General features: G+C 67.0%; 24 protein-coding genes. 10 read left to right on the top strand and 14 right to left on the bottom strand.

Going from position 1 to position 23,979, the window contains the following annotated elements:
• The first annotated feature begins 154 nt into the window (after nucleotides 1-154).
• Nucleotides 155-1,141 carry a zinc-dependent alcohol dehydrogenase family protein gene (locus BLR29_RS23535; protein ID WP_218132714.1) on the top strand — a complete coding sequence of 329 codons (987 nt, stop codon included), beginning with the start codon at nucleotides 155-157 and terminating at the stop codon, nucleotides 1,139-1,141.
• Nucleotides 1,142-1,182: 41 nt separating this feature from the next.
• Here BLR29_RS23535 and BLR29_RS23540 read toward each other — a convergent pair whose 3' ends face one another.
• From BLR29_RS23540 to BLR29_RS23560, 5 genes are all read right to left on the bottom strand, one after another.
• Nucleotides 1,183-2,037, bottom strand: a complete 855-nt coding sequence (locus BLR29_RS23540) for a LysR family transcriptional regulator (protein WP_092140387.1) — start codon at nucleotides 2,035-2,037, stop codon at nucleotides 1,183-1,185.
• Nucleotides 2,038-2,058: 21 nt separating this feature from the next.
• Nucleotides 2,059-2,907 carry an S-formylglutathione hydrolase gene (gene fghA / locus BLR29_RS23545; RefSeq protein ID WP_092140175.1) on the bottom strand — a complete coding sequence of 283 codons (849 nt, stop codon included), beginning with the start codon at nucleotides 2,905-2,907 and terminating at the stop codon, nucleotides 2,059-2,061.
• A 9-nt stretch (nucleotides 2,908-2,916) separates the two neighbouring features.
• Nucleotides 2,917-4,023 (bottom strand): S-(hydroxymethyl)glutathione dehydrogenase/class III alcohol dehydrogenase, encoded by a 1,107-nt coding sequence (locus tag BLR29_RS23550; protein ID WP_092140177.1) that lies wholly within the window; start codon nucleotides 4,021-4,023, stop codon nucleotides 2,917-2,919.
• 104 nt (nucleotides 4,024-4,127) lie between these two features.
• Nucleotides 4,128-5,483 carry an NTP/NDP exchange transporter gene (locus tag BLR29_RS23555; protein ID WP_092140178.1) on the bottom strand — a complete coding sequence of 452 codons (1,356 nt, stop codon included), beginning with the start codon at nucleotides 5,481-5,483 and terminating at the stop codon, nucleotides 4,128-4,130.
• Between the two features lie 12 nt (nucleotides 5,484-5,495).
• A complete protein-coding gene (locus tag BLR29_RS23560) occupies nucleotides 5,496-6,410 on the bottom strand; it encodes an aldo/keto reductase (protein WP_092140184.1) in 915 nt (304 codons plus the stop codon).
• 189 nt (nucleotides 6,411-6,599) lie between these two features.
• On the opposite strand from BLR29_RS23560, the gene BLR29_RS23565 reads away from it, so the two are divergent.
• The 6 genes from BLR29_RS23565 (at nucleotide 6,600) to BLR29_RS23590 (ending at nucleotide 11,081) form a co-directional block, all read left to right on the top strand.
• Nucleotides 6,600-7,463, top strand: coding sequence for a branched-chain amino acid ABC transporter permease (locus BLR29_RS23565; RefSeq protein ID WP_176861048.1), 864 nt, complete (start codon nucleotides 6,600-6,602; stop codon nucleotides 7,461-7,463).
• A gap of 89 nt (nucleotides 7,464-7,552) precedes the next feature.
• Nucleotides 7,553-8,554 (top strand): branched-chain amino acid ABC transporter permease, encoded by a 1,002-nt coding sequence (locus BLR29_RS23570; RefSeq protein WP_092140389.1) that lies wholly within the window; start codon nucleotides 7,553-7,555, stop codon nucleotides 8,552-8,554.
• Nucleotides 8,551-9,303 carry an ABC transporter ATP-binding protein gene (locus tag BLR29_RS23575; protein ID WP_092140186.1) on the top strand — a complete coding sequence of 251 codons (753 nt, stop codon included), beginning with the start codon at nucleotides 8,551-8,553 and terminating at the stop codon, nucleotides 9,301-9,303. Before BLR29_RS23570 ends, BLR29_RS23575 begins: the two co-directional genes overlap by 4 nt.
• The gene (locus BLR29_RS23580; protein WP_092140187.1) at nucleotides 9,296-9,997 is read left to right on the top strand and encodes an ABC transporter ATP-binding protein; all 702 of its coding nucleotides are present in this window, start codon (nucleotides 9,296-9,298) and stop codon (nucleotides 9,995-9,997) included. Before BLR29_RS23575 ends, BLR29_RS23580 begins: the two co-directional genes overlap by 8 nt.
• Nucleotides 9,998-10,277: 280 nt before the next feature.
• Complete coding sequence (locus tag BLR29_RS23585; RefSeq protein ID WP_092140188.1) at nucleotides 10,278-10,532, top strand: hypothetical protein; 255 nt, start codon at nucleotides 10,278-10,280, stop codon at nucleotides 10,530-10,532.
• Between the two features lie 90 nt (nucleotides 10,533-10,622).
• Complete coding sequence (locus BLR29_RS23590; protein ID WP_092140190.1) at nucleotides 10,623-11,081, top strand: GNAT family N-acetyltransferase; 459 nt, start codon at nucleotides 10,623-10,625, stop codon at nucleotides 11,079-11,081.
• Between the two features lie 64 nt (nucleotides 11,082-11,145).
• Here the strand turns inward: BLR29_RS23590 and BLR29_RS23595 are convergent, their stop codons facing one another.
• The 7 genes from BLR29_RS23595 to BLR29_RS23625 all read right to left on the bottom strand — a co-directional run bounded on the left by BLR29_RS23595 (nucleotide 11,146) and on the right by BLR29_RS23625 (nucleotide 18,710).
• Entirely contained in the window at nucleotides 11,146-11,439 is a 294-nt protein-coding gene (locus BLR29_RS23595) for a c-type cytochrome (protein WP_092140191.1), read from the bottom strand.
• A gap of 11 nt (nucleotides 11,440-11,450) precedes the next feature.
• On the bottom strand, nucleotides 11,451-12,704 hold the full coding sequence (locus tag BLR29_RS23600; protein WP_176861041.1) for a PQQ-dependent sugar dehydrogenase: 1,254 nt from the start codon (nucleotides 12,702-12,704) through the stop codon (nucleotides 11,451-11,453).
• A 341-nt stretch (nucleotides 12,705-13,045) separates the two neighbouring features.
• Nucleotides 13,046-14,227, bottom strand: coding sequence for an ABC transporter substrate-binding protein (locus tag BLR29_RS23605; protein ID WP_092140195.1), 1,182 nt, complete (start codon nucleotides 14,225-14,227; stop codon nucleotides 13,046-13,048).
• Between the two features lie 162 nt (nucleotides 14,228-14,389).
• Complete coding sequence (locus BLR29_RS23610) at nucleotides 14,390-15,751, bottom strand: GntP family permease (protein ID WP_092140197.1); 1,362 nt, start codon at nucleotides 15,749-15,751, stop codon at nucleotides 14,390-14,392.
• 148 nt (nucleotides 15,752-15,899) lie between these two features.
• On the bottom strand, nucleotides 15,900-16,292 hold the full coding sequence (locus tag BLR29_RS23615; protein ID WP_092140199.1) for a RidA family protein: 393 nt from the start codon (nucleotides 16,290-16,292) through the stop codon (nucleotides 15,900-15,902).
• Nucleotides 16,293-16,341: 49 nt separating this feature from the next.
• Nucleotides 16,342-17,805 (bottom strand): N-acyl-D-amino-acid deacylase family protein, encoded by a 1,464-nt coding sequence (locus BLR29_RS23620; protein ID WP_092140201.1) that lies wholly within the window; start codon nucleotides 17,803-17,805, stop codon nucleotides 16,342-16,344.
• Nucleotides 17,806-17,807: 2 nt separating this feature from the next.
• Nucleotides 17,808-18,710: a MurR/RpiR family transcriptional regulator gene (locus BLR29_RS23625; protein ID WP_092140391.1), complete on the bottom strand. Its 903-nt coding sequence runs from the start codon at nucleotides 18,708-18,710 to the stop codon at nucleotides 17,808-17,810.
• Between the two features lie 126 nt (nucleotides 18,711-18,836).
• Between BLR29_RS23625 and BLR29_RS23630 the strand changes: the two genes are divergently transcribed.
• Genes BLR29_RS23630 through BLR29_RS23640 form a run of 3 tightly spaced genes read left to right on the top strand, consistent with a single transcriptional unit; the run spans nucleotide 18,837 to nucleotide 21,785 of the window.
• Nucleotides 18,837-20,105, top strand: coding sequence for an amino acid deaminase (locus tag BLR29_RS23630; protein ID WP_092140204.1), 1,269 nt, complete (start codon nucleotides 18,837-18,839; stop codon nucleotides 20,103-20,105).
• Nucleotides 20,106-20,147: 42 nt separating this feature from the next.
• Nucleotides 20,148-21,083: a sugar kinase gene (locus BLR29_RS23635; protein ID WP_092140206.1), complete on the top strand. Its 936-nt coding sequence runs from the start codon at nucleotides 20,148-20,150 to the stop codon at nucleotides 21,081-21,083.
• Between the two features lie 60 nt (nucleotides 21,084-21,143).
• Nucleotides 21,144-21,785: a bifunctional 4-hydroxy-2-oxoglutarate aldolase/2-dehydro-3-deoxy-phosphogluconate aldolase gene (locus tag BLR29_RS23640; RefSeq protein WP_092140207.1), complete on the top strand. Its 642-nt coding sequence runs from the start codon at nucleotides 21,144-21,146 to the stop codon at nucleotides 21,783-21,785.
• Nucleotides 21,786-22,000: 215 nt separating this feature from the next.
• Here the strand turns inward: BLR29_RS23640 and BLR29_RS23645 are convergent, their stop codons facing one another.
• Nucleotides 22,001-22,132, bottom strand: coding sequence for an entericidin A/B family lipoprotein (locus BLR29_RS23645; protein ID WP_092140208.1), 132 nt, complete (start codon nucleotides 22,130-22,132; stop codon nucleotides 22,001-22,003).
• A 113-nt stretch (nucleotides 22,133-22,245) separates the two neighbouring features.
• Nucleotides 22,246-23,586, bottom strand: a complete 1,341-nt coding sequence (locus BLR29_RS23650; protein WP_092140209.1) for a GGDEF domain-containing phosphodiesterase — start codon at nucleotides 23,584-23,586, stop codon at nucleotides 22,246-22,248.
• Between the last annotated feature and the right edge of the window lie 393 nt (nucleotides 23,587-23,979).

Consider the following 23,979-nt stretch of genomic DNA (forward strand, 5'->3'; position numbering starts at 1 on the left):
GTCGATTTACCGACATGGGGGCGTATCCAACAATGGTGACATTCCAGCTACGCCGTGATCCGGCCAGGAGAGCACCATGCCCGATAACTCCAATCACCCCAATCACCCCAATCACCCCAATCACCCCAATCACCCCAATCACCCCGACTCCACCATGCAGGCCCTCGTCGTCGAGGGCCCTGGCGCGCCGTTCAGGGCGATCCGCCTGCCCAAGCCCGTCGCCGGCAAGGGCCAGGTTCTGGTTCGCATCCTCGCCAGCGGCGTGAATCCGCTCGATACCAAGATCCGCGCAGGCAAGGCGGACCACGCCCGCCATCCGTTCCCGGCGGTACTCGGGCTGGATCTGGCCGGCGTGGTCGAGGCGGTGGGAGAGGGCGTCGACCGGTTCGAAGTCGGCGATGCCGTCTTCGGCATGACCGGCGGTGTGGGCGGCCTGCAAGGCTCGCTGGCCGAATACGCGGCGGTGGATGCCGATCTGCTCGCAGCGCAGCCGAAGACCGTGACGGCGCGTCAGGCCGCCGCGTTGCCATTGATCTTCATCACCGCGTGGGAGGGTCTGGTGGACCGCGCCAGGTTGCAGGCCGGCCAGACCGTGCTGGTGCACGGTGGCGCGGGGGGCGTCGGCCATATTGCGGTGCAGATCGCCGTATCGCTGGGCGCCAGGGTCTTCGCCACGGGCAGCGCGCGCCAGCGATCCACCATCGAAGGCTTCGGCGCCACGTTCATTGACTACGCGACGATGTCGGTCGACGACTACGTTCGCGAATACACGGCGAGCGAGGGCTTCGACGTTGTCTACGACACCGTGGGCGGCGCCGTGCTCGACGCGTCGTTCAAGGCCGCGCGAACCTACGGCGGTCACGTGGTGAGCTGCCTGGGCTGGGGCACGCACAGCCTGGCGCCGCTGTCATTCCGCGCGGCGACGTACTCGGGCGTCTTCACGTTGATGCCGATGCTGACGGGGAAGGGTCGCACCCACCATGGCGAAATCCTCGTGCAAGCGGCGAAGCTGATGGATGCCGGCAAGCTGTCCGTGCTGCTGGACCCGCGCGTCTTTACGCTCGAGAGCGCGCTCGATGCCCATCTGGCCATTGAAGCGGGCACGGCGCGCGGCAAGCTGGTGGTGGATATCGCCCGCTAAGCCAGCGCAGCGCGACGCCAGCGATGGCGTCGACCCAGGTATCAGTGATCGGCCAGTGCCAGCAGCGTGGCGTCCAGCAGCGCTCGCAGGCGCGCCAGCCGGCGCAGGTCGCGGTGATAGCCGACCCAGACATCGCGGCCCGGCGGCGGCGTTTCGGTCGGCACCATGCGGAGCCCGCCGACGCGCTCGGCCAGCAGCCGGGGCAAAACCGCCACGCCGGCCCCGGCGGCGCACAGCCGTGCTTGCGCCTCGCGGTTGTTGCTGCGGAAGACCACATGGCCGTTGGGCAGTTGCTGGCGCAGCCAGGTGACATCGGGCAAGTCCGCGAAGGCGCTGTCCATCGTGACCAAGCCTTGCCCGGTGCCATCACCGAGAGTTGGCGCGGTGGCATTGGTGGCGCAGTACAGCCCATAGTCCATGTGCATGAGCTTGCGCTGCATGATGTCGGGCTCGTCGAACGGGCGGATGCGAAAGACGAGGTCCGCTTCGCGGCGCGCCAGGCTGAGCAGGCGTGACTCCGTCACCAGCTCCACGCTGACACGCGGATGCGCGCGCACGAAGTCCGCGATGACCGGCGCCAGCACATGCACGCCGAACCAGTCCGACGACGACACGCGCAACGCGCCTTCCAGGACTTCCCCCTGTCCGGCCAGCGTGCGCTCCAGCGCAATCGCTTCTTCTTCCATCCGCTCGGCATGCGCCAGCATCCCCGCGCCTTCATCGGTCAGCACCAGTCCGTCGGCGGTACGCTGGAACAGCGTATGGCCAAGGCTGTCCTCCAGCGCCCGCAGCCGCCGGCCCATCGTCGGCTGGGTCTGGCCGATGGCGCGCGCGGCGCCCTGCAGCGTGCCGGCCCGGGCAATGGCCAGGAAGATCCGGATATCGCTCCATTCCATCGGCATCGCGCGCGTCTCCGCTCAGAGTTGGGCGGCGTGGTGCCGGATATGGTCCTCGATAAACGTCGTGATGAAGTAGTAGCCGTGGTCGTAGCCCGCATGCCGGCGCAACGTTAACGGCTGCCCCACCTGCTTGCAGGCGGCCTCGAACACTTCGGGGTGCAGTTGCTCGGCGAGGAATTTGTCGGCCAGGCCCTGGTCGACGAGGATGCCGGCCGGATACGGTGGCGAGGCCTGCGCAGCCATCAGCGCGCTGGCGTCATGCTGCGCCCAGCGCGCACGATCCTCGCCGAGGTAGCCGGCAAACGCCTTCTGGCCCCACGGACACTGCGACGGCGCGGCGATTGGAGCGAGGGCCGAGACCGAGCGGAAGCGGCGCGGATGCCGTTGCGCCAGCACCAGCGCGCCGTGTCCGCCCATCGAATGGCCGAAGATGCCGACGCGCGCCGGGTCCGCCGGCAGCGCGGTGGTGACCAGCTCGAACAGTTCGTCGGCCACATAGCTTTCCATGCGCCAGTGCATGCGCCACGGGGCCTCGATGGCGTCGACATAGAAGCCGGCGCCGACGCCAAGGTCCCACGCCTCCGACTCGCCCGGCACGCCGGCGCCGCGCGGGCTGGTGTCCGGTGCGATCAGGATCAGCCCATGTGCCGCCGCATGGCGCTGGGCCCCGGCCTTGATGGCGAAGGTTTCCTCGGTGCAGGTGAGCCCGGCCAGATAGAACAACGCCGGCAGGCGTGCCGCGCCCGCGGCGAGTGCCTGCGGCGGCAGGAACACGGAGAACCGCATCGGCAGCCCGATGGCCGCCGACTGGTGCTGATAAAAGCGCTGGACGCCGCCGTGGCAAGCGTGTTCGGACAGCAGTTCCATGGCCCGCCCTCAGTACAACACCACGGACCGGATCGACTCGCCGCGCTTCATCAGGTCGAAGCCCTCGTTGATGCGATCGAGCGGCAGCGTGTGGGTAATCAGGTCGTCGATATTGAGCTTGCCTTCCATGTACCAGTCGACGATCTTCGGCACGTCCGTGCGGCCGCGTGCGCCGCCGAATGCGGAGCCTTTCCACTCGCGGCCCGTCACCAGTTGGAACGGACGCGTGGAGATCTCCGCGCCGGCCTCGGCCACGCCAATGATGATCGACTTGCCCCAGCCCTTGTGGCAGCACTCCAGCGCCTGGCGCATGACCTGCGTATTGCCGATGCACTCGAACGAGTAGTCGGCGCCGCCGTCGGTTAGCTGGATGATGTGGTCCACCACGTTGCCGACGTCCTTCGGGTTGATGAAGTGGGTCATGCCGAACTTGCGTGCCATCGATTCGCGCGCCGGGTTCAGGTCCACGCCGATGATCTTGTCGGCGCCGACCATCTTGGCCGCCTGGATCACGTTCAGGCCGATGCCGCCCAGGCCGAACACCACCACATTGGCGCCAGCTTCCACCTTGGCGGTAAACAGCACCGCACCCACGCCGGTGGTGACGCCGCAGCCGATGTAGCAGACCTTGTCGAACGGCGCGTCCGGGCGGATTTTCGCCAGCGCGATCTCGGGCACGACGATGTGGTTGGCGAACGTGGACGTGCCCATGTAGTGGAAGATGGGCTTGCCGTCGATCGAGAAGCGCGAGGTGCCATCGGGCATCAGGCCCTTGCCCTGCGTGGCGCGGATCGCCTGGCACAGGTTGGTCTTGCGCGACAGGCAGAACTTGCACTGGCGGCACTCGGGCGTGTAGAGGGGGATCACGTGATCGCCCGGCTTCAGCGAGGTCACGCCGGGGCCCACGTCGGTCACGATGCCCGCGCCCTCGTGGCCCAGGATGGCGGGGAAGATGCCTTCGGGGTCCGCGCCGGAGAGCGTGTAGTAGTCCGTGTGGCAGATGCCGGTGGCCTTGACTTCCACGAGCACTTCGCCCGCGCGCGGGCCGTCCAGGTCCACGTCTTCGATGGTCAGCGGGGCGCCGGCTTTCCAGGCGATGGCGGCTTTGGTCTTCATGAAGCAACTCCTTGGCAAGGCTTGAACGGGGGGCGGCGCAGGGCGTCCGCCAGCTGGCCACGACTATACGGGCATCGGCCTGCAGCGGCCAGACAGATGCGCGATTATCGGCCGCCCGGCGTGCCGCGAGCCAGCACAGTGGGCGCGTTGTCGTCGCGGGTCAGTTGTCCTTCGTGCCGACGGCCGAGCCACCAGCCGAGCGACGCCCACACGATGGCGAGCGCAGCGCCGGCCAGCGCCACCGTCGCCGGATGGCCGGACAAGGTATCGATCGCCGTCTTGACCCAGGCGCTCACGGCGTCGCCGGCACGATAGATGGCGGTGTCGATCACGTTCTTGGCCTTGTACTTGGTTTCGGGGTCCACCACGGTGAACAGCATCTCGCGGCCCGGCCGCAGCAACGCATACTCGCCCACGCGCCGCACGATCATCGCGGCGGCCAGCACGCCAAAAGTCGGCCACAGCGCCAGCACGAGGAAGCCGCCCGCCACGGCGACCGGCACCGCCGACAGCAGCGCGGTGACGCCGTAGCGGCGGGCCACGCGCCCCGAGAAAAAGATCTGCACGACGATGGTCAGCGCCTGCACGGTGGCGTCGAGCGCGCTGAAGACCTGCGTCTGTTGCGCGCGCGCGGGGAACGCCGCGGCCACCAGCCGGGCCTGTTCGAAATACAGGAAGGTGCTCGACGTGGCCAGCAGGATCACGAACAGACTGATGCCGAGCAGGTAGCGCGAGCGCATGACCAGCTCCAGTCCCGCCCACAGGCCACCGCCTACCGGCTGGGCGGGGTCCTGGGCGTGGGCGGGCGAGACGTTGGCGTCGGGCGCTCCCGCTCCCACGTGGCGGCGCCAGCGGAACAGGTAGCCGACTCCTGGCAGCGTGGCCGCCAGCAGCGCTGCGGACAGCAGCATCAATCCCGTCAGCCCGATCCGGCCGACCAGCCAGCCGCCGAGCACCGGGCCCGCCAGTCCGCCGGCACTGGCGCCGGCGGCCAGCAGCGCAAACAGCCGCCGCGCCTGTTCGGGCCGGAACACATCCGCCATCAGGCTCCACGCCACCGATACCACGAAGAGATTGAAGACCGACAGCCACACGTAGAACACGCGGGCCAGCCAGACGTTGTCCGGCGCCGCGCGCGTGGCCGCCGCGAAGGCCAGCAGGTTGGCGATGAAGAAGGCGTAGACCCACGGCACGAAACGTCGCCGGGGCAGCCACTTGCAGCAGGCGCCGTAGAACGGAATCGCCACCAGCATCACGACGAAGGTGGCCGTGAACAGCCACTGCAGGTTCTGCACGCCCCCCGCGATGCCCATCGTCTCGCGCACCGGGCGCAGCATGAAATAGCTGGCGAACAGGCAGAAGAAGAACAGGAACCCCGCCACCACGGCGCCGGACTCGCCGGCATGCATGCCCAGCCCGCGCCGGAGCCGGCCGCCATCGTCAGGGGAGGGCACGGTCATGGCGCAGCGGCCTCACGCGAGTGCGGCGGCGATGCGCGCACGTTCGCGCGTATCCGGCATCCGTCCGAACCCCGCGCCAAGGTTGTCGGCCATGTTGCGCGGCTTGGAGGTGGCCGGAATCGCCGTGGTCACGGCCGGGTGGCTGACGATGAATTTCAGGAAGAGCTGGCCCCAGGTGGTGCAGTCGACCTCGCCGGCCCAGTCGGGCACGGGCTTGCCCTTGATCGCCGAGAACAATCGCCCGTCCTGGAACGGCCGGTTGACGAGCACCGCCACGCCGCGTTCCTGGCACAGCGGCAGCAGCACCTTCTCCGCATTGCGCTCCGCCAGCGAATAGTTGACCTGCAGGAAGTCCACGCGCTCGTTGCGCAGGATCTGGGCCAGCGCCTCGTGGGCGTCCTCGCGGTAATGGGTAATGCCGATATAGCGCACCTTGTGCTGCTCCTTGAGTTGCCGCAGCAGTTTCAGGTTATCGCGCCAGTCGATCAGGTTGTGCACCTGCAGCAAATCGACGGTGTCGGTGTGCAGGTCCGACAGCGATCCCGCGAACTGGGCCGGCGCGTTGCTGGCGCTGGTGGAAATCTTGGTGGCGACGAACACGCGGCGGCGCGCGCCGGCGGCCAGGAGCAGGTCGCCGGTCACGGCTTCCGCGCTGCCATAGCTTGGGGCGGTGTCGACCACGGCGCCGGGGGCGCGCTGGAGCAGCAGCGACATGACTTCGGTCAGCGGGCCGCGCTCCTCGGCGCTCTTGCCCACATTGAAGGTGTCGGCGGTGCCCATCCCGATCACCGGCAGCAGTTCGGTCGTGCCGGGAATCTTGCGGCGCATCGGCGCCTCCATCGTGGCGGCGCGGGCCGGCGCGGGGCCGCCCGGTAGTGCGGCCAGCGCGGCGGTGAGGCCCAGGAACGTGCGGCGGTCGATCGGCATGGCGGGTCCCCTGCGGTCAGGTCCGACGACCATAGCGCTTGCCAGGGGCCATGTAAACCAGACAAAGGGCATGGCGCGGGTGAGGCCCGATTGCAAAAATGCGACGAGGGCTGAACAATCGGCCGGATTTCGCGCGATGGTTCCAAAAACGGTGGCAACTATGCATGTGCAGGGGATGACAGGATCGTGATTTCCAGCTTGCTTGGCGTGCTGTTCGACGGCGTGGCCTACGGCAGCCTGCTGTTCCTGATCAGCATCGGCCTGTCCGTGACCATGGGTTTGATGAATTTCGTCAACCTGGCGCACGGTGCGTTTGCGATGCTCGGCGGCTACGTCGCCGTGGTGCTGATGAACCGTGCCGGCGTGCCGTTCCTGGCCGCGCTGCCGGTGGCCTTCCTCGGCGCGGCCGTGGTGGGCTGGGCGCTGGAGCGCACGCTGTATCGCAGGCTCTATCAAGCCAGCCACCTGGACCAGGTGCTGTTTTCGATCGGGCTGACCTTCATGGCGATGGCCGGCGCGACGTACCTGTTCGGTCCCGGGCAGCAGCCGGTGGAACTGCCGGGTTTCCTGATCGGGCAGATGCGCGTGGCCGGGCTGGACCTTGGCGCCTACCGGCTGTTCCTGATCGGCGTGGTGGTGGTGATCACGGTGGCGCTGGGCTGGCTGGTCGCGCGCACGCGGTTTGGCGCGCAGGTGCGGGCGTCGGTGGATAACCAGCAGGCGGCGCGCGGGCTTGGCATCCATGTGGAGCGGGTGTTCAGCCTGACCTTCGCGCTGGGATCGGGGCTGGCCGGACTTGGCGGCGGGCTGGGCATCGACGTGCTGGGGCTCGACCCCACGTTCCCGCTCAAGTACATGGTGTATTTCCTGCTGGTGGTGGCCGTCGGTGGCGCAGGCAGCATCCGGGGGTCCCTGCTGGCCGCCATCGTGCTCGGCGTGGCGGACGTGGCCGGCAAGTACTACGTGCCGGCGGTGGGGGCGTTCGTGATCTACGCGTTGATGGTCGTGCTGCTGGTGGCATTTCCGGCGGGGCTGTACGGGAGGCGCGCATGAAATCCACGTCGCGCACCGATCGCACCGATCACACCGATCGGCCAGATCAGCAAGATTCGCCCGATCAACGCCATCGCCCCGTCCGCGCGATGGCTGCGGGGCAACCCGCACGGCATCGGCTGCCCGACGGCCGCTGGCACCCGGCGGAGATCGTCTTCTGGCTCGTTCCCGTGGCCGTGTTCTTCCTGCTGCCGGACTACCTGATCCTCGGCAGCCAGATCCTGATCACGGGCCTGTTTGCGCTGTCGCTCGACCTGATCCTTGGCTATGCGGGCATCGTCTCGCTGGGCCATGCGGCATTCTTCGGGCTGGGTGCATACACGGCCGGCCTGCTCGGCGCCCACGGCTGGGGCGAGCCGATCACGGGCCTGCTGGCGGCGGGCGGTGTGGCGGCCATCGCCGGCTGGCTCTGCAGCTACCTGGTGGTGCGCGGCGGTGACCTGACGCGGCTGATGGTGACGCTGGGCATCGGCCTGATGCTGTTCGAAGCGGCCAACAAGGCCGCGTTCCTGACAGGCGGCGTCGATGGCCTGTCCGGCGTGACGATGGGCAAGGTCCTGGGCCTGTTCGAGTTCGATCTGTTCGGCAAGACGGCCTATCTCTACAGCCTGGCCGTGTTGTTCGTGATCTTCGTGCTGGCGCGCCGGCTGGTGGCGTCGCCATTTGGGCTGTCGCTGCGCGGCGTGCGCGAAGGGGTGCGTCGCATGCCGGCGCTTGGCGCCAACGTCCCCCGCCGGCTGGCTGCCGTGTTCACCGTGGCGGCCGCCATCGCGGGCGTGGCCGGTGGGCTGCTGGCGCAGACCACGCAGTTCGTCGGCATGGATGTGCTGGGCTTTCCCCGCTCGGCGGAACTGCTCGTCATGCTGGTGCTGGGCGGCACGGGCCGGCTCTACGGCGCGCTGGTCGGCGCCGCGCTGTTCATGATCGCGCAGGACGTGCTGGCCGGCATCAATCCGGTCTACTGGCAGTTCTGGATCGGCCTGCTTCTGGTGGTGATGGTGCTGTTCGCGAAAGGCGGCGTGATGGGCGCGGTGGCTGCCCTGAGCGCGCGCGCGGCGCGGCGCCGCGAACGGAAGGAGGGCGACGCATGACCGCCACGCTCCGCACGGAAGGGCTCGGCAAGTCCTGGGGCGCCTTTGCGGCCAACAGGGATATCTCGCTGAGCTTTGCCCCGGGCGCGCGCCACGCGCTGATCGGCCCCAATGGCGCCGGCAAGACGACCTTCATCAATCTGCTGACGGGTGCATTGCCGCCGTCCGCGGGGCGGATCTGGCTGGGCGACCAGGACATCACGACGATGCCCCAGCACGCGCGCGTGCGCCTGGGCATGACGCGGACCTTCCAGATCAACACGCTGTTTCCCGGGCTGACGGTGCTGGAATCCGTGGTGCTTGCCGTGGCCGAACGCACCGGCAGGTCGCGCGTCTGGATGCGGACCGTGGCCGCGCAGTCCGACGTGATCGACGAGGCCATGGCGGTGCTGACCATGCTGCGGCTGGATGCCGATGCGGACGTGGCCACCCGGCAGTTGCCCTACGGCAAGCAACGCCTGCTGGAGATAGCGCTGGCGCTGGCCACGAAGCCGTCGATCCTGTTGCTGGACGAACCCGCCGCCGGCATTCCGGCTGGCGAGAGCGCGGAGTTGTTCGCGGTGATTGCGGCACTGCCGCGCGAGATCACCATCGTCTTTATCGAGCACGACATGGACCTGGTGTTTCGCTTTGCCGAGCGCATCACGGTGCTGGTGGGCGGCCGCGTGCTGACCGAGGGCACTCCCGCCGAGATTGCCGCGGACCCGCGCGTGAAAGAGGTCTACCTCGGGGAGGCCGCCCATGACTGATCTGCTGAGGCTGGAGGGCGTGAGCGCCGGCTACGGCGATGCGGTCGTGCTCGACGGCATCGACCTGACGCTGGGCGCCGGCGAGAGTCTGGCGCTGCTGGGTCGCAATGGCGTGGGCAAGACGACGTTGCTGGCCACGCTGATGGGATTCACGCGGCTGCGGCGCGGCACGCTGCACTGGCAAGGCCAGGATATGTCGAAGCTGGCGACGCACCGGCGGGCGCAGGGTGGCATCGGCTGGGTGCCGCAGGAGCGGTGGGTGTTCCCGTCCCTGACCGTGGCCGAGCATCTCAGCGCCGTGGCCCGGCCGGGGCCGTGGGACATCCCGCGCATCTACCAGATTTTTCCGAGGCTGGAGGAACGCCAGCGCAACCTTGGCAACCAGTTGTCGGGTGGCGAGCAGCAGATGCTGGCGATCGCGCGGGCGCTGATGGTCAATCCGTCGCTGTTGTTGCTGGACGAGCCGATGGAAGGCCTGGCGCCCATCATCGTCCAGGAACTGCAACGCGTGATCGGCAGGCTGATTGCCGACAGTGGCATGGCCGTCATCGTGGTGGAGCAGCACGCGCGCCTGGCGCTGGCGATGACGCGGCGGGCGATGGTGCTGGACCGGGGCAAGGTGGTCCATGCATCGGACAGCGCGGCATTGCTGGCGGACAAGGCGCTGCTGGACGGACTGGTCACGGTGCGGTAGCCGGCGGGGCTGCGGGTTTGCGGTTGCTACTCGTTCGGAAACGTCCGATTTTTTCAGATTTGTCTCATATCCGGCCACGAGACCGGATTCCAGAATGCAGGGGTCGCCACGCAAGCGGCGATGCGGGTGGCAACGCCCGCGGGGCGAGGTGTCGAGGACCCGGGACCCGGGGACCGGCGCCTCCTGTCTGCTTATCTTCTGGAGTCCAATATGCATCGATCCAATCGCTATGCCTGCATCTTACCCACCGGTCCGGCCAGCCTTGCGGGGAGCCTGGTTCATGGATAGGGCGACGCCTGATACCGCGCCGTCAGGTCCCCGCATCGGGCACGGCGCCCGGCCAATCTTCGACGGACCACCGTCACCGCGCAGCATCGCGTACCGGCAACTGGTGCGGGTGGACGGCGCGCTCGGCGTGGTCAGCGTCGCCATGGAAGGCGCGGCCTCGCCGGAGTTTTCCAATGAGGGGGCGGCGTTGATCCTGCGACTGATACGGCGGGAAATGGCGCGAGCGGTCGAGGCGCTCAAGTTGTAGTCCGGCACGGGCCGGGGTGGGTGCGGCGTCCTCGCGCGCCCGCTCCGGGGTACCATGCCAGTCCCGCTATCCACACGAGTAGCCCTGAACATGGATGTCCGCGCGCTTCAGCCCGACGATCTGGACCTGGTTTGCCGCCACCGCGAGGCGATGTTCCTCGAGGCTGGCTACGCGGCCGACACGCTACGAACCATGACGGCGCATTTCCGGGACTGGCTGGCGCCACGACTCGTGGATGGCCGCTATTTTGGATTCTTGCTCATGGATGGCGATATGCCGGTGGCGGGCATCGGACTGATGGTCATCGACTGGCCGCCGCATCCCGCGCATCCCACGCAGGACAAGCGCGGCTATGTGTTGAATGTCTACGTCGAGCCGACGCATCGCAAGCGCGGGCTGGCGCGCCAGCTCATGCGCCTGGCCGAAGCCGACTTCGCGCAACGGGGGCTCGGCTTCACAATCCTCCACGCCACGGAAATGGGCCGGCCGCTCTATGCCGGGATGGGATGGGGGCAGACGTCGGAAATGGCCAAAAAGCTGGGCGACTGAACAGCGCCCGCCCGCTTGTCAGTCCGCATGTCAGTCCATTTGTCTGCCAGTTCCAGCGTGGCCGCTACGGCTTGAGTGCGCTGTAGAAGGCGGCGAGATTGGCTATGTCGGCGTCGCTCAGCGGCTTGGCCATCGTGTTCATCATGTCGTCCTTCCGCGCGCCGGTCTTGTAGTCTTTCAGCGCCTTGACCAGGTATTGCTCGTTCTGACCCGCCAGGTGCGGCGCCTCGGGCAGCTTGGACTTGCCGTCCAGGCCGTGGCAGGCCTGGCACTGGAGGGCTTTCGCGCGGCCGGCCTGGGCGTCGGCAGCCAGCGCCGGGGCGCTGGCGATGGCCGACAAGACCCATGCGGCCGCCATCCACTTCCGTGTCACTTGGCCCCCGCGTACGAGATGCGATAGATCGCGCCGGCGTAGTCGTCGGACACCAGCAAGGAACCATCCTGCAATTGTTGGACGTCGACCGGGCGACCCATGTATTCGCCGTTGGGCGTCAGCCAGCCTTCCGCAAACACTTCGGTCTCGCCGACGGTGCCGTCCGACTTGACGGCGGTGTACATCACGCGTGCGCCAATCGGCTTGGTCCGGTTCCACGACCCATGCTCGGCCGCGAACACGCCGCCCTGGTACTTGGCCGGGAACATCTTGCCCGTATAGAAGGACATGCCAAGATCCGCGGCGTGCGCGGCGTACTCCACCACCGGAAATACGACGCCGGCTGGTGGCGTGGCGTCCTTGTATTCCACGGTCCGTACCTTGCCGCCGCCATACCACGGGAAGCCAAAGTTCTCGCCGGCCTTGCTGGCGCGGTTCAGCTCGCCCGGGGGCTGGTCGTCGCCCATGCCGTCCACCTGGTTGTCGGTGAACCAGAGCGACTTGTCGGCGGGATTGAAGTCGAGACCCACGGAGTTGCGCACGCCGTGGGCGTAGACCTCGCGGTTCTTGCCGTCCTGGTCGATGCGGATAATGCCCGCCAGCCCGTTCTTGTCGAGCGCGGCCAGCTTGTCCTTGGGCGGCACGTTCCACGGCTGCCCCAGCGCGACGTAGAGTTTCTTGTCCGGTCCGACGCGGCAGGCGCGCGCGCCGTGGTTGAAGCTCTCGAACTCGGTCGGGATCAGCTTGCCCTGGGGCACCACCACGCCGGCGGCCACGTCGGGGCCGCCCTCGCCGAAGAACTGGGCGGCGGGGAAGGCGAGCACACGATTCTGCTCTGCCACGTACAGGATGCCGTCCGGCGAGAAGCAGACCCCGTTGGGCACCTTGAACGTGATGGAATTGGCGAAGGACACCACGTCATCGGCCACGCGGCGCTTGGTGCGGTCCGTTACCTGCCAGACGCGCGTCTTGCGGGTGCCGACGAACACCACGCCGGTCGACGGCTCGATGGCCATGTGGCGCGCATCGGGCACCACGGCGAACAGCTCGATCTTGAAACCCTGCGGCAGCTTGATGGCCTTCAGGTTCTCGCGGATCGCGTCGGCGCGCGGTCCGGTCTGCGGCACCGATTCAGCCGGGGCCGTCCCGGTTGGCTTGAAGCTCTGGAGTTTCTGGAGGTTGTCCGCGGCGATGGCGGGTACCGCCGCCACGAGCAATGCCGCGGCGACGGAAATGGCTGTGCTGGTCATCTTGATGTCTCCGGAGATGTCTTATTTGACTTATTGGCGCCCGCGGCTGCGAAAGGAACACCATCCGGACCGGCGCATCAAGCGGCTGAGCGGCTTCTCGCGCGGCGGATCCCCTGCCTACGGGGGTATAGCAAGACGATCTTAGGACAAGAATCCAGACCGGGGTATTGCACGTTGTTGACCGCGCAATAAAAGATTTCGAAGCGGGTGAAATCCGGCTGCGGGCCGGCGGATTCCACCGGCCCGCAGCCGGGCGGCGCTCGCCAGCCGGCAGGCCGCGCTGGTTTGCCGAATGACTTGCCGAACGACTTTCCGGATTGGTTGCCGGCTTGGTTGCCGGACTACTTGCCGGAATCCTTCACGCCTTCGAACTTGTCGAACTCGACGTTGTAGAGCTCGCCGTTGATCTTTTCCACTTTGCGGATGTAGACGGTCTGGATGACATCGCGCGTGGCCGAATCGATCGTGATGCCGCCACGGGGGCTTTGCAGCTTCATGCCCTTGAGGGCGGCCAGGAACTTGTCGCCATCGGTTACGCCATTGGTCTTTTTCAGGGCCTCGTAGATGGCGCCCATGCCGTCAAAGGCGGCCACGGCCATGAAATTGGGCCGGCCCGCGCCCGGGTTGGCTTCCGCGAAGGCTTTCAGGAACGCCTTGTTTTCCTTCGAATCATGCGCGGCGGAGTAGTGGAACGACGTAATCACGCCCAGCGTGGCATCGCCCATGGCCGGCAGCACGTGATCGTCAGTCAGGTCGCCGGTGGCGATCACCCGGATGCCGGCCTCGGACAGGCCGCGTTCGCGGAAGCCTTTCATGAACGCGACACCCTGCTCGCCGGCAGGCAGGAACAGGAAGACGGCCTCTGGCCGGGCGTCCTTGATGCGCTGGATGAACGGGGCAAACTCGGGATTGCGCAGCGGCACGCGGATCGATTCGACAATCTGGCCACCGCCGCCCAGGAAGTTGGTCTTGAACGCCGTCTCCGCGTCGATGCCCGGCGCGTAGTCCGCCACCAGCGTGACCACCTTCCTGATGTTGTTGCGCACGGCCCAGGTGGCCATCGGGGCTGAAATCTGCGGCAACGTCATCGACACGCGCGCGATGTAGTTCGACTTGGTCGTGATGACGGAAGACGCCGCGTTGAAGATCACCATGGGCTTTTTCGCCTGTTCGGCGATCGGCGCCACGGCCAGCGCCTCGGGCGTCAGGCCGAAGCCTGCCAGGATGTCCACCTTGTCACGTACCACCAGCTCCTGCGCCAGGCGCTTGGCCACGTCGGGGACCGGGCCGGTGGTGTCCTTCATGATGATCTGGATCTTGCGGCCCGCCACGGTGTCGCCATGCAGCTTCTGCCAGGCCTTGATGCCGCCTTCCATCTGCTTGCCATAGTCGGCGAAGCTGCCGGAAAACGGGGCGATCAGGCCGATCTTGACCGGGTCGGCGGCGTGGCTGGCAAGGGGGGATGCGAAGACGGCGAGGGCGCCGCACGCCAGCATGGCGCGCCGCAGCGGACGGAAAATCATGGATGTCTCCCGGAAGTGCAGCATCGGACGGCTGCATCGAGCAAGGAGTGTATGGGGCGGCGGAGGGCGGCGCAATCCCGGCAGGTACCGGGTTTGCCCACCCTCCGTCGGCTGGGCGCCACGGGGGAGCCCAGGCTGGGCCCCGCGCCGGGGCGCGGGGGATCAGACGACGGTCGCGAGGCCCAGCGTCAGCAGCAGAGCAACCACCGAAATGAGCGTTTCGCAGACCGTCCAGGTCTTGAAGGTCTGCGTCACGGTCATGTTGAAGTACTCCTTGACCAGCCAGAAGCCGCCATCGTTCACGTGCGACAGGATCAGGGAGCCGGCGCCCGTGGTCAGGACCAGCAGTTCCGGCCGCGTGCCCGGAACGCTGGCGGCGATCGGGGCAACGATGCCGGCTGCGGTGGTCATGGCCACGGTGGCGGAGCCGGTGGCGATACGGATCATCACGGCGACCAGCCAGCCGAGCACCAGCACGGATACGTGCGCGTTGGTGGCTACGTCGACGATGGCGGTGGAGATGCCCGAGTCGCGCAGGATCCGGCCGAAGCCGCCGCCCGCGCCCACCACCAGCGTGATGATGGCGGTCGGCGCCACGCACTCGTTGGTGAACTTCAGGATCATGTCGCGGTTGAAGCCGCGCGCCTTGCCGAAGGTGTAGAAGCTGACCAGTGCCGCAATCAGCAGCGCCATCACCGAGTTGCCGATGAGCTTCAGGAAGTCATTGGCAAAGGTCTTCGGCGTGGTGAACAGGTCGGCCCAGCTGCCCACCAGCATCAGGATCACCGGCAGCAGGATCGTGAACACGGTGATGCCGAAGCCCGGGAGCTGGTGCGTCGCCTGGACGGTGGGGTCTTCCTCGGTGAACTGCTCGGCCAGCGGATTGACGTCCGGCAGCTTCACGTAGCGGTCCATCAGTTTGGCGAAGAGCGGGCCGGCGATGGCCGCCGTCGGGATGCCCACGATCAGCGCGAACAGGATGGTCTTGCCGATGTCGGCGCCGTAGGCCGTCACGGCGAGCAGGGCGGCCGGGTGGGGCGGGATCAGGCCGTGCACCACGGACAGGCCGGCCACCATCGGAATGCCGACGAGCACCATCGACGTGCCGGTGCGCTTGGCCACGTTGAACGCGATCGGGATCAGCAGCACGAAGCCGACTTCGAAGAACACCGGCAGGCCGACGATGAACGCGATGGTCACCATTGCCCAGTGGACGTTCTTCTCGCCGAAAAAGTCGATCAGCGTCAGCGCAATGCGCTCCGCGCCGCCCGATTCGGCCATCATCTTGCCGAGCATGGTGCCCAGCCCGATCACCAGCGCGATGTGGCCGAGCGTGCCGCCGACGCCGGCCTCGAGGGACTTGATGATGTCGCCCATCGGCATGCCAACGGCAAAGCCGAGCGCCACCGAGACCACCACCAGCGTGATGAAGGGATTGAGTTTGAACCTTGCAATCAGTATGACGAGCGCGATCACGGCGATCAGCGCATACACCAAGAGTGTGGTTCCGGTTACGGCACCCATGTTGTCTCCTTGTTGCGGGTGCCGCCCGCGAGGACGGTCCGCTTCCGCTATGAAAAGGCCGCTATGCGCTGTGTTGCGTAGCGGCCGGTTTAGAAAATCGGTTGGCTCACCGTGCGCCCGTGCGGGCGCTTCTTTCTGGCGCCGCGGCTCAGGCCGCGGGCTTCTTGTAGGCGATGCAGTCCACTTCGACCTTGCAGTCCACCACCATGCTGGACTGCACGCAGGCGCGGGCCGGCGGGTTGGCGCCGAAGTATTCCTTGAAGATCTTGTTGAACGAGGGGAAGTCGCGGGCGTCATCCAGCCATACGCCACAGCGCACCACGTGCTCCGGGCCGTAGCCGGCTTCGGCCAGGATGGCCAGCACGTTCTTGATGGCCTGGTGGGTCTGCGTCACGATGCCGCCTTCGATGACCTCGCCGTTGACCATCGGCACCTGGCCGGAAACGTACAGCCAGCCGTCGGCAGCGACCGCACGGGCAAACGGCATGTGCGAGCCGCCCTGGCCGGTGCCGCCCTCTACGCCGAAACGCTTGATGTCCATGAAAACTCCTGAAAACGTGTGAAACGAATGAGTGACGTCGCGCGGGGCGTCATGCTTCCGGACGTGCGCCGCGTGGCAGGAAGCGCCCGGCGCGCACGCCGGTAGGCTGCCGTTGCTGCCACGACAACTCGCCATTGACCCAGACGGCGGCGATGCCTTCCGCTGGCTGCATCGGGTCCGTGAAGCTGGCGGCGTCGCGGATCGTCGTGGCGTCGAACAGCACCAGGTCGGCCCAGTAGCCTTCGCGCACGAATCCGCGGCCGACCAGGCCGAAGCGTTCGGCGGACAGGCCCGTCATCTTGTTGACGGCCACGGCCAGCGGAAACAGTTCGCGGTCGCGGGCGTAGTGGCCCAGCACGCGCGGGAAAGCGCCCCACAGGCGCGGATGCGGCAGCGGGTCGTTGGGCAGGCCGTCGGACCCCACGACCGTCGCCGGGTGGCGCAGGATGCGGTCCACATCGGCATCTTCCATGCAGTGATAGACGGCGCCGGCCGGTTGCAGGCGACGCGCGGCTTCCATCAGGTCGACATTCCATTCGGCGGCGATATCGGCCAGCAGGCGTCCGCCCATGGCGGGATGCGCCTCGGACCACGTCACCTGGATGTCGAAGTCGCTGGTGACCTGCTTGAGGTCGAGCGTGGAGGAACTGGCGGTGTAGGGGTAGCAATCGCAGCCGACCGGCTGCCAGCGCTGCGCGCCTTCCAGCGCCTGCAGCACCTCGCCGCTGCGTCCCCAGTTGGGCACGCCGGCGCATTTGAGATGCGAGATCACGACGGGCACGCGTGCATGGCGGCCGATGCGGAAGGCCTCGTCCATCGCGTCGAGGATCTCCGCGAATTCGCTGCGCAGGTGGGTGGCGTAGAGCGCGCCCGCGTTGGCCAGCGGTTCGGCGAGGGCCAGGACCTCCTCGGTCGGCGCGGCGAACGCGTTGGCGTAGGCCAGGCCGGTGGACAGGCCCAGCGCGCCGTGGTCGAGCGCTTCTTCCAGTTGCGCGCGCATGGCCGCGATCTCCACGGGCGTGGCGGCGCGGTCGAAGCGGTCCATGTGGTTGCTGCGCAGGGCAGTGTGGCCGACCAGCGCGGCCACATTGACAGCCGGTTGCGCGGCATTGACCGCATCCACGTAGGTCTTGAAATCCGGGTACTGGAAGGCCTCGGCGCGGCCCAGCAGATTCATCGGGTCGGGCGGCTCGCCGGGCAGCGTCACGGGCGCCGCGCTGATGCCGCAGTTGCCCACCACGACGGTGGTCACGCCCTGCGAAATCTTCGGGGTCATCTCCGGCTGGCGCACGACATTGGTGTCGTCGTGCGTGTGGACGTCGATGAAACCGGGCGAGAGCACCAGGCCGTGGCCTTCCACCACATGCGATGCGGTGTCCGGGTCGATCGCGCCAGCATCGTCGATGCGGGCGATGAGGCCATCGCGGATGGCCACGTCGGCCATGCGTGCGGCGGCGCCGGACCCGTCGAGCAGGCTCACGCAGCGAATCAGGGTATCGAAGAGGTGTGGCATGGTCAGTCTCCCAGCGGCTGGCGGCTGTCCGGCCCGTCGCTGTCCTGGCTCACACCGCGGTGGGCGTCGAGCACGTATTTCAGCCGGCGCAGCTTTTCCTTGCTCTGCTCTTGCTGCAGCAGCGCAAACTGGGTGGCCAGCACGTCCAGTACCAGCAGCATCGCGTAGCGCGAGGCCGATGGCTTGAAGATGAAATCCGTCTCCAGCGTCCGCACGGGCAGCAGCACGTCCGCGCGCGCCGCCAGGGGCGACCCGAGCGCGGTCACGGCGATCAGCCGCGCACCGTACTCGCGTGCGATATCGCAGCTGGCCAGCATCTCCGGCACGCTGCCGCTCGCGGAGAACGCGAGCACCACGTCATCGCGCGTCAGCGTGGCCGCCACCATCTTCTGCAGCAGCGCATCCTGGTACGTGGCCACCGGATGCCCCAGCCGCGCCAGGCGGTAGCGTGCCTCGTCGGCCATGAACGTGGAGCCGCCACCCATGCCAAAAGCGTAGACCATGCGTGCGTCGAGCAACAGCCGCGCGGCAATGGCGATGCGCTCGGGATCAATCAGCTTGCGATTGACCTCCAGCGTCGTGATGACGTCCGCGTGGATGCTCTCGGCCAGCGTGGCTGGCGCGCCTGGCTCGGGCGCCGGGGCGGGCTGCAGGAACCGGGTGCCGACGGCAGTGGCCTGCGCGAGTCGCAACTTGAGGTCGCGGACGTCGCGGCAGCCGATGGCCTTGGCAAACCGTGTGACGCTGGCTTCGCTGACGGCGGCCTTGCGGGCCAGTTCGTTGATGCTGGCGGCCGCCGCGCCCGCGAGGTCTTCCAGGATCACCTGCGCCACCTTCTGCTCGGCCAGACGCAGCGCGGGGCCGCGTTCGGCGATGCGGGTCAGGATGTCGAAAGGTGTGGTCATGGCGGGCGGGGAGACGGGCCGGGCGTAGGACGCCCGGCGATGCATGTTACTTTATAACAAGGATGAAATATCGTAATTTCAAGGCTATCATTACGTCAATCAGATTTTCCCAGGGGTGACGAAAGCATGCGTGAGACAAAGTACCAGACCGGCACGATCGATCCGCTGAACAAGGCGCTGGGGCGCTTGGCGGCGCCGCTCGCCCCCGATGAGGCGGGCCAGGTAGGCTGGAAATTGCTGGCCGAAGACCTGAGCCTGCCGGCCGCAGTGCTCTACGAGGACAAGCTCGTCCATAACCTGCAGTGGATGCGCAAGTTCATGGGCGAATACGGCGTGCAGCTGGCGCCACACGGCAAGACGACGATGGCGCCCAAGCTGTTTGCGCGTCAGTTGGACGAGGGCGCGTGGGGCATCACCCTGGCCACGGCGCACCAGACCGCCGCCGCTGCCGCACACGGCGTCAAGCGGGTGCTGATGGCCAACGAGCTGGTGGGCCGCCGCAATATGGAGATCGTTGCGGACCTGCTCCGCGACCCGTCATTCGAGTTTTTCTCGCTGGTCGATTCGGCCGATCTCGTCGACCACCTTGGCGCGTTCTTCCGGGCGCGCGGCCAGACCCTGCAGGTGCTGCTGGAGCTTGGCGTCGAAGGCGGCCGCACGGGCGTGCGCGATGCCGCCCAGCAGGCGGAGGTTCTGGCGGCGCTGGCGCGCTGGCCCGATGCGCTCACGCTGGCGGGTGTGGAGATCTATGAAGGCGTGCTGCAGCAGGAAGAGGACATCCGCAAGTTCCTGCAACGCACGGTGGCCGTCACGCGCGAGATCGCGGCGCAAGGCCGCTTCGGACGCAGTCCGGTGGTGATGTCGGGCGCGGGATCGGCCTGGTATGACGTAGTGGCGGAGGAGTTCGCCCGCACGGATATCGGTGCGCCGATCGAAATCGTGCTGCGCCCCGGCTGCTACCTGACGCACGACGTGGGTATCTATCGCGCGGCACAGGAACGTATCCTGGCCAGCAATCCCGTGGCGCAGAAGATGCGCGAGGGGCTGCTGCCCGCCTTGCAGCTCTGGGCATACGTGCAGTCGATTCCCGAGCCAACGCGCGCGATCATCGGCATGGGCAAGCGCGATGCCGCGTTCGATGCGGGCATGCCCATTCCGGCCCGGATCTACCGCCCGGGCAGTGAGGCGCCCGTCGCCACGCCCGCGCACTGGAAGGTAACCGGCATGATGGACCAGCACGCCTATCTGGAAATTCAGGCTGGCGACGAGGTGCGGGTCGGCGATATGATTGCCTTCGATATCTCGCATCCCTGCCTGACGTTCGACAAGTGGCGCCACATCCCCGTGCTGGACAGCCAGTTGCGCGTCATCGACATCGTGCAGACCTTCTTCTGATTAGCCTCGCCGCGATCACAAGACAGAGGAGACGACTGCGACATGAGCATCGACATTCTTGCCTACGGCGAGCCGCTGGTGGAGTTCAACCAGCAGCCCGACGACGCGACCCGCTATCTGCAAGGCTTTGGCGGGGACACTTCCAACTTCTGCATCGCGGCTGCCCGACAAGGCGCCACCACCGGCTATATCGGTGCCGTGGGCGCCGACAGCTTTGGCGAACGCCTGCTGGCGCTGTGGACCAGCGAGCGCGTGGACACGCGGCATGTCAACGTGAACGCAGCGGCGCCGACGGGCGTGTATTTCGTTTCGCACGACAATCACGGCCATCGCTTCGACTATTTGCGCGAAGGGTCTGCCGCCAGTCGCTATCACCATGAGCAGTTGCCGCTGGCCGCGATTGCGCAGGCGCGTTATCTGCATTTGTCCGGCATCAGCCTGGCCATCAGCACCAGTGCCTGCGATGCCGGTCTGGCCGCCATGGAGCACGCGCGCAAGGCCGGCGTGCAGGTGTCGCTCGACACCAATCTGCGGCTGCGGCTGTGGTCGCTGGCGCGAGCGCGCGGCATCATGCGCGAGGCGTTTTCCCTGACCGACGTATGCCTGCCGAGCTGGGATGACATCACGGTGCTGACCGGCCTGGATGACCGCGACGCGATCGTCGACCATTTGCTTGAGTGCGGCGTGCGCGTAGTGGCGCTGAAGCTGGGCGAGGAGGGCAGCTATGTCGCCACGCCCGAGTCCCGCACGCTGGTGGCGCCGTATCCGGTGCGGCCAGTGGATGCCACCGGTGCAGGCGACTGCTTCGGCGGCAGTTTTATCGCACGCCTGGCGGCCGGGGCCGATCCGTTCGAGGCAGCGCGCTACGCCAACGTGGCGGCGGCGCTGTCCACCACGGGATATGGCGCGGTGGCGCCAATTCCGCGCGCGGAGACCGTGCTGGCCCGCCTCGAACATTCCGTCTCCGTGATTGCCTGATCCGCATGCGGATCAGGCTCCGAACCACAGCTCCGAACTACGGAATTTATCGACACAGCTATGCAAATCCAACCTTCCCCGTTGCTTGAACGTCTGGCCAACGTGCCGGTGATCCCGGTGCTGGAATATCACTCGGTTGACGAAGCGCTGCATGTCAGTGAGGCGCTGGTATCCGGCGGACTGCCGGTACTCGAGATCACGTTGCGCACACCGGTGGCGTTGCAGGCGATGGAGGCGGTCGCCAAGGCGCTGCCGCAAGCCGTGGTCGGCGCCGGCACTGTGCTCACCGCCGAGCAATTGCACGCCGTGCGTGACGTGGGTGCGAAATTCGCCGTATCGCCCGGGTTGACGCAGAAACTCGCCGACGGTGCACAGGGTGCGGGCATCTCGCTGCTGCCGGGTGTGGCCACGGCCAGTGAAGCGATGGCGGCGCTGGAAGCCGGCTTCACGTTCCTGAAGTTCTTCCCGGCCGAGGCGGCTGGCGGGGTACCGATGCTGAAGTCGCTCTACGGCCCGCTCGCCCAGCTCAAGTTCTGCCCGACTGGCGGTATCGATCTCGCCAAGGCCAGCACCTACCTGGCGCTGCCGAACGTGGTCTGCGTGGGGGGATCATGGGTGGTGCCCAAGGATGCGGTGGCCGCCAAGGACTGGGGGCGCATCCGCAAGCTGGCGGAAGAAGCCTCGCGCCTGCGCAGGGGGTAACCCGGCGCAGCGAGTCCGCATGCGGGGCGTTACTCAGTAAACGCCCCGGAGCCGGCAGGTTTGTGCGGCCCCGGTAAAAAATACAAAGCCGGCCCGGAATGACGTGTCACGACACATGCCATTCCGGGCCGGCTTTGTTGTTGGCGCCTGCGGGCCAGAAGATACTGGCGGAAACGAAAAGGGCGCCCGGGGGCGCCCACTTCATAACAGCCTGATTACTTGGACTTCTCAGCCGAGCTCTCGAGCTTCTGACCGCCCTTCTGAACGTCCTGGCCGAGGCCGGCCATGGTGTTGCAACCTGCCAGCAGCGTGGCAAACAGTACGCACCAGATCCATCCTTTTTTCACGATGGGCTCCTTTCATGGATAGTAAGAAGTGGCCACATTCTAACGTCCACCCGCTGACTGTCGATGCAGGATGTGTGCCAATTTGTAATTAGGAAAATGTCTGACAGACGGGGCTAGCCCACGCCACCGACTTTCAGCAGGTGGCGCGCGCGATCGACGATGGCTTCGTGGGTCTGCGCCAGCCAGTGCGCCGGGAAAGGCTGGGCCAACAGGTAGCCCTGGATGCCATCGCAGCCCCAGCTACGCACGATCTCCAGTTGCGCGCGCGTTTCCACACCCTTCGCGCAGACCGATACCCCGTGCGAATGGGCGAAGGCACAGGCGGCGCGCAATTGCGCGGCGACTTCCGCCGGGCGATCGGCATGGCCCAGGTGGCGCGCATCGAGCGTGACGAGGTCAGGGCGCACCCGTTCCAGGGCGCGGTGGCTGGCTGCATTGTCGGTAAAGTCGCTCAAGGCGATCCGAACGCCGCCATCGCGCAATTCGGCGGCCTTGAGGGCGGTTTCCTCCGTATCGGGCACGATGTCGACTGGCACTTCGACACAAAGCCGGCCGGGCGCAATATGGAACGCATCGATGGCGCGCCGCAGCATCTCGATCGTATCTGCGCCCTGCAACTGCGAACTCGACGTCAGGAGCGTGAACTGTACGGGCGCGATCGCCTCTGTCGCCTGCATCAGCGGCAATAGCTGCTGCAGGATCCACTGTCCGATCTGATTCACCATGCCCAGCGCTTCAACGGCCGGGAGGAAGTCCTGCGGCGCCACGCGGCCCAGGATCGGATGCTGCCAGCGCAGGCGCACGGTGTAGGCGGCGATGTCGGCCGTGTCGAACATCGCGCGCGGCTGCAGGTGCAGTCCGAGTTCTCCCCGTGCGAGGGCCTGCGGCAGCGCGGCCATCAGCGCCGCCATGCGCGGCGCGGTGGGCGCCGTGGCGTTGCCGATGCCGTCGCCCCCACGACGGCTGACTTGCAGCATGGCGTCGAAGGCCTGCCGGAGACTGCGCTCGGTGGCACTATCGGGATGATCCATCGCGGCGCCGATGCTGCACGACAGGAACAACTCGAAGCCGTCGACGGTATAGGGCTGCCCCAGCACGGCGGCAATCGACCTGCTCAGGCAGTTGGCGTCATCGGTGCCATCGGGAAGGACGCACGCAACGCCCAGGTCCGCGGGCCCAAGCCAGTGCATGACCGCGGGCATCGCAGCCAGGCCGGCGACACGCGACTTGACCTGCGCGCGCAGCTTGTTGGTCCGCGCGGGGCCGAGGGTTTCGCAGGCGTGCTGAAAGCGGTCCAGGCGAATGATGAGGACCGCCAGCGGATGGGCGGTGCCGACCTCCGCGCGATGTTCATCCAGCGCGGCAATAAATGCGGCGGGCTGGATGTTGGCGGGTTGGATAGTCTCTCTGCCACCCACGCCCATGGGTGGGGTGTCGTTGGTGTCAGGATCCATCAATGGCTCTTGCGGGCAGCGTGTTCATGGTGTGCAGATGCCGCCGGCGGTACCCGGACTGCGTTCCCGTTTATACGAAATTTCTGCGGTGCGCTCGATGGGCGCAGCTCGTTTTTCTTTTAAGTGACTGCGTAGAACTGCGTATGCAACTGCAAGGCCAAATCATACGGCAGCGCTGCGCAAACTAGCAGAACGACGATGCCCGCGTGCACGGTCCGTCGCAATGTTGTTTGATTCCCGACAACGGATGAATTGTCGCCACCTTTGTTGACTTGACCGGCTAATACAAATAGCGCTAAGGCGGCGAGAGGCGCATGGTCGCTCTAGACGTGTCAGCTGGAGGCGGTAGCCAAAAACGAGCCGTGGCGGGGAGGGAGGCAGGGAAGGAAGGAG

The organism is Cupriavidus sp. YR651 (genome assembly GCF_900101625.1).
Taxonomy (GTDB): domain Bacteria; phylum Pseudomonadota; class Gammaproteobacteria; order Burkholderiales; family Burkholderiaceae; genus Cupriavidus.

Bases quoted from the DNA above. Each gene is read 5' to 3' on its own strand.
- BLR29_RS23650 (WP_092140209.1), bottom strand. From the start codon at position 23,586: ATGGATCCTGACACCAACGACACCCCACCCATGGGCGTGGGTGGCAGA.
- BLR29_RS23590 (WP_092140190.1), top strand. From the start codon at position 10,623: ATGGATGTCCGCGCGCTTCAGCCCGACGATCTGGACCTGGTTTGCCGC.
- BLR29_RS23605 (WP_092140195.1), bottom strand. From the start codon at position 14,227: ATGATTTTCCGTCCGCTGCGGCGCGCCATGCTGGCGTGCGGCGCCCTC.
- BLR29_RS23635 (WP_092140206.1), top strand. From the start codon at position 20,148: ATGAGCATCGACATTCTTGCCTACGGCGAGCCGCTGGTGGAGTTCAAC.
- BLR29_RS23630 (WP_092140204.1), top strand. From the start codon at position 18,837: ATGCGTGAGACAAAGTACCAGACCGGCACGATCGATCCGCTGAACAAG.
- BLR29_RS23580 (WP_092140187.1), top strand. From the start codon at position 9,296: ATGACTGATCTGCTGAGGCTGGAGGGCGTGAGCGCCGGCTACGGCGAT.
- BLR29_RS23585 (WP_092140188.1), top strand. From the start codon at position 10,278: ATGGATAGGGCGACGCCTGATACCGCGCCGTCAGGTCCCCGCATCGGG.
- BLR29_RS23575 (WP_092140186.1), top strand. From the start codon at position 8,551: ATGACCGCCACGCTCCGCACGGAAGGGCTCGGCAAGTCCTGGGGCGCC.
- BLR29_RS23560 (WP_092140184.1), bottom strand. From the start codon at position 6,410: ATGCCGATCGACCGCCGCACGTTCCTGGGCCTCACCGCCGCGCTGGCC.
- BLR29_RS23555 (WP_092140178.1), bottom strand. From the start codon at position 5,483: ATGACCGTGCCCTCCCCTGACGATGGCGGCCGGCTCCGGCGCGGGCTG.
- BLR29_RS23570 (WP_092140389.1), top strand. From the start codon at position 7,553: ATGGCTGCGGGGCAACCCGCACGGCATCGGCTGCCCGACGGCCGCTGG.
- BLR29_RS23610 (WP_092140197.1), bottom strand. From the start codon at position 15,751: ATGGGTGCCGTAACCGGAACCACACTCTTGGTGTATGCGCTGATCGCC.
- BLR29_RS23625 (WP_092140391.1), bottom strand. From the start codon at position 18,710: ATGACCACACCTTTCGACATCCTGACCCGCATCGCCGAACGCGGCCCC.
- BLR29_RS23550 (WP_092140177.1), bottom strand. From the start codon at position 4,023: ATGAAGACCAAAGCCGCCATCGCCTGGAAAGCCGGCGCCCCGCTGACC.
- BLR29_RS23615 (WP_092140199.1), bottom strand. From the start codon at position 16,292: ATGGACATCAAGCGTTTCGGCGTAGAGGGCGGCACCGGCCAGGGCGGC.
- BLR29_RS23600 (WP_176861041.1), bottom strand. From the start codon at position 12,704: ATGACCAGCACAGCCATTTCCGTCGCCGCGGCATTGCTCGTGGCGGCG.
- BLR29_RS23640 (WP_092140207.1), top strand. From the start codon at position 21,144: ATGCAAATCCAACCTTCCCCGTTGCTTGAACGTCTGGCCAACGTGCCG.
- BLR29_RS23540 (WP_092140387.1), bottom strand. From the start codon at position 2,037: ATGGAATGGAGCGATATCCGGATCTTCCTGGCCATTGCCCGGGCCGGC.
- fghA (WP_092140175.1), bottom strand. From the start codon at position 2,907: ATGGAACTGCTGTCCGAACACGCTTGCCACGGCGGCGTCCAGCGCTTT.
- BLR29_RS23595 (WP_092140191.1), bottom strand. From the start codon at position 11,439: ATGGCGGCCGCATGGGTCTTGTCGGCCATCGCCAGCGCCCCGGCGCTG.
- BLR29_RS23620 (WP_092140201.1), bottom strand. From the start codon at position 17,805: ATGCCACACCTCTTCGATACCCTGATTCGCTGCGTGAGCCTGCTCGAC.
- BLR29_RS23535 (WP_218132714.1), top strand. From the start codon at position 155: ATGCAGGCCCTCGTCGTCGAGGGCCCTGGCGCGCCGTTCAGGGCGATC.